This is a genomic window from Streptomyces sp. UH6, assembly GCF_013421635.1.
Lineage (GTDB): Bacteria > Actinomycetota > Actinomycetes > Streptomycetales > Streptomycetaceae > Streptomyces > Streptomyces abyssomicinicus.
In genome coordinates this window covers 1-2,386 of sequence record NZ_JACADT010000883.1, presented here as the reverse complement: position 1 = coordinate 2,386, position 2,386 = coordinate 1, and the positions used below count along the sequence as shown (strand labels likewise).

The window sequence follows — 2,386 nt, the reverse complement described above, 5'->3', positions numbered from 1 at the left end:
ACCGCCATGCGCGAGCGGCTGGTGGGCGAGCTGCCGGCCGGCGTGCTCGACGCCCGGCCGCTCGCGCCCGCCCGCACCGCCGACGAGCAGGACCGTTCCGCCTGGCGTGCGCACACCGGCGAGGAGCGGTTCCTGGAGATGGTGGAACGGGCCCGCGAGTACATCCGGGCCGGCGACATCTTCCAGGTGGTCCTGTCGCAGCGGTTCAGCAAGCCGCTGCACGCCGAGCCGTTCGACGTCTACCGGCACCTGCGCGCCGTCAACCCCTCCCCGTACATGTTCCACCTGGTGCTCGGTGGCGGCCGTCACGTCATCGGCGCCTCCCCGGAACTCCTGGTGAAGGCCGAGGACGGCCGGGCGGAGACCCGTCCGCTCGCCGGGACCCGGTGGCGCGGCGTCGACGCCGCGGCGGACCGGGCGCTGGAGGACGAGCTGCTGGCCGACGCGAAGGAGTGCGCCGAGCACGTCATGCTCGTCGACCTCGGCCGCAACGACATCGGCCGCGTGGCCGCTCCCGGCAGCGTGCGGGTGGAACGGCTGATGGAGGTCGAGCGCTACTCGCACGTCATGCACCTGTCCTCCACGGTCAGCGGCGACCTCGCCGAGGACCGCACCCCGCTGGACGCGCTGCGGTCCACCTTCCCCGCCGGTACCGTCTCGGGCGCGCCGAAGATCCGCGCCATGGAGATCATCGCCGAGCTGGAGGAGGAGCGGCGCGGCGTCTACGGCGGCGCGCTCGGCTTCGTCGGCACGGGCGGGAGGCTGGACACGGCGATCGCCCTGCGCACCCTCGTCATCGCCGACGGACAGGCCTACGTCCAGGCCGGCGCCGGCGTGGTCGCCGACTCGGACCCGGCGGCGGAGTACCGCGAGACGCTGAACAAGGCCCAGGCGCTGTTCGCCGCCGTGGAGAGAGCGGAGGCGCACGCGTGACCGTCCTCGCCACCGCTCCCGCGCCCCGGGCCGCCCGGGCCGGCGGCGCGCCCCGCGTCGTCGTCGTCGACAACTACGACTCCTTCACCTACAACCTCGTCCAGTACCTGTCCGAGGCGGGCGCCGAACCCGTCGTCCGCCGCAACGACGCCGTCACCGTCGAGGAACTCGCCGAGCACGACGCCGTGCTGATCTCGCCCGGACCCGGGGCCCCCGGCCAGGCGGGCGTCAGCCTCGCCGCGGTCCGGGAGCTCAGCGGGCGCATCCCGCTGCTCGGCGTGTGCCTGGGACACCAGACGATCGGGGAGGCGTTCGGCGCCGCCGTGGTCCGGGTCGGACCGGTCCACGGCAAGACCGACCGCGTCCGGCACGACGGCACCGGCGTGCTCGCCGGGCTGCCCGACCCGTTCACCGCGACCCGCTACCACTCGCTGGCGGTCGACCCGGACACACTGCCCGCCGAACTCGTCGCCAACGCCTGGGCCCAGGACGGCACGGTCATGGGCCTGCGCCACCGCGAACACCCCACCTACGGGGTCCAGTTCCACCCCGAGTCCGTGCTGACCGAGCAGGGCCGGGACATCGTCGTCAACTTCCTGCAGGAGGCAGCCCGATGAAGACGGCCCTGCGCACCCTGGCCGACGGAGGCCGGCTCACCCGGGAACAGGCGGGCCGGGCCATGGCCGCCGTGCTGGGCGGCGAGGCCACGCCCGCCCAGATCGCCGGTTTCGCCATGGCCCTGTCCGCCCGCCCCGCCGACGTCGAGGAGATCGTCGGACTCGTCGCCACCGCGCGTGCCTTCGGGACCGTGCTGCCCGGCGACGGCCACGTCCTCGACACCTGCGGCACCGGCGGCGACGGACACGACACCTTCAACATCTCGACCACCGCGGCCGTGGTGGCCGCCGCCTGCGGGGTGCCGGTCGCCAAGCACGGCAACCGCAGCGCCTCCTCGTCGTGCGGCAGCGCCGACGTGCTGGAGGCCCTGGGGGTGGGCATCGACCTCGGCCCCGACGAGGCGGCCGCGTGTCTGACCGGGACCGGCATCACGTTCCTGTTCGCCCCGGTCTTCCAGCCCGCGTTCCGCCACGCGGCGGGCCCGCGGCGGGAACTGGGCGTGCGGACCGTGTTCAACGTGCTCGGTCCGCTGTGCAACCCGGCCGGCGCCCGCTACCAGACCCTCGGCGTCTCCGACCCGGCGCTGCTGGACGTCATGGCGGAGGTCCTGCACCGCCTCGGCACCGAACACGCCCTCGTCTTCTGCGCCGAGGACGGCCTGGACGAGCTCAGCACCTGCTCCCCCTCCCAGGTGGTCGAACTCGTCCGCGGCCGCACCACCCGCTACCGCCTCGACCCCGCCGACCTCGGCATCGCCCCGGCCACCCTCGCCGACCTGCGCGGAGGCGACGCGGCGGAGAACGCCGAGACCGTCCGCCGGGTCCTGGCGGGGGAG

Annotated in this window: 3 protein-coding genes; all 3 read left to right on the top strand. The window is 74.6% G+C overall.

What is annotated here, in order from left to right:
* Positions 1-933: anthranilate synthase component I family protein (locus tag HW445_RS27110; protein WP_180223507.1), on the top strand; the 933-nt coding region annotated here is incomplete at its 5' end.
* Positions 930-1,550 carry an aminodeoxychorismate/anthranilate synthase component II gene (locus HW445_RS27105; RefSeq protein WP_151775089.1) on the top strand — a complete coding sequence of 207 codons (621 nt, stop codon included), beginning with the start codon at positions 930-932 and terminating at the stop codon, positions 1,548-1,550. The genes HW445_RS27110 and HW445_RS27105, both read left to right, overlap by 4 nt.
* The coding region (gene trpD / locus HW445_RS27100) for an anthranilate phosphoribosyltransferase (protein WP_180223506.1) at positions 1,547-2,386 on the top strand (840 nt) is incomplete at its 3' end. The genes HW445_RS27105 and trpD, both read left to right, overlap by 4 nt.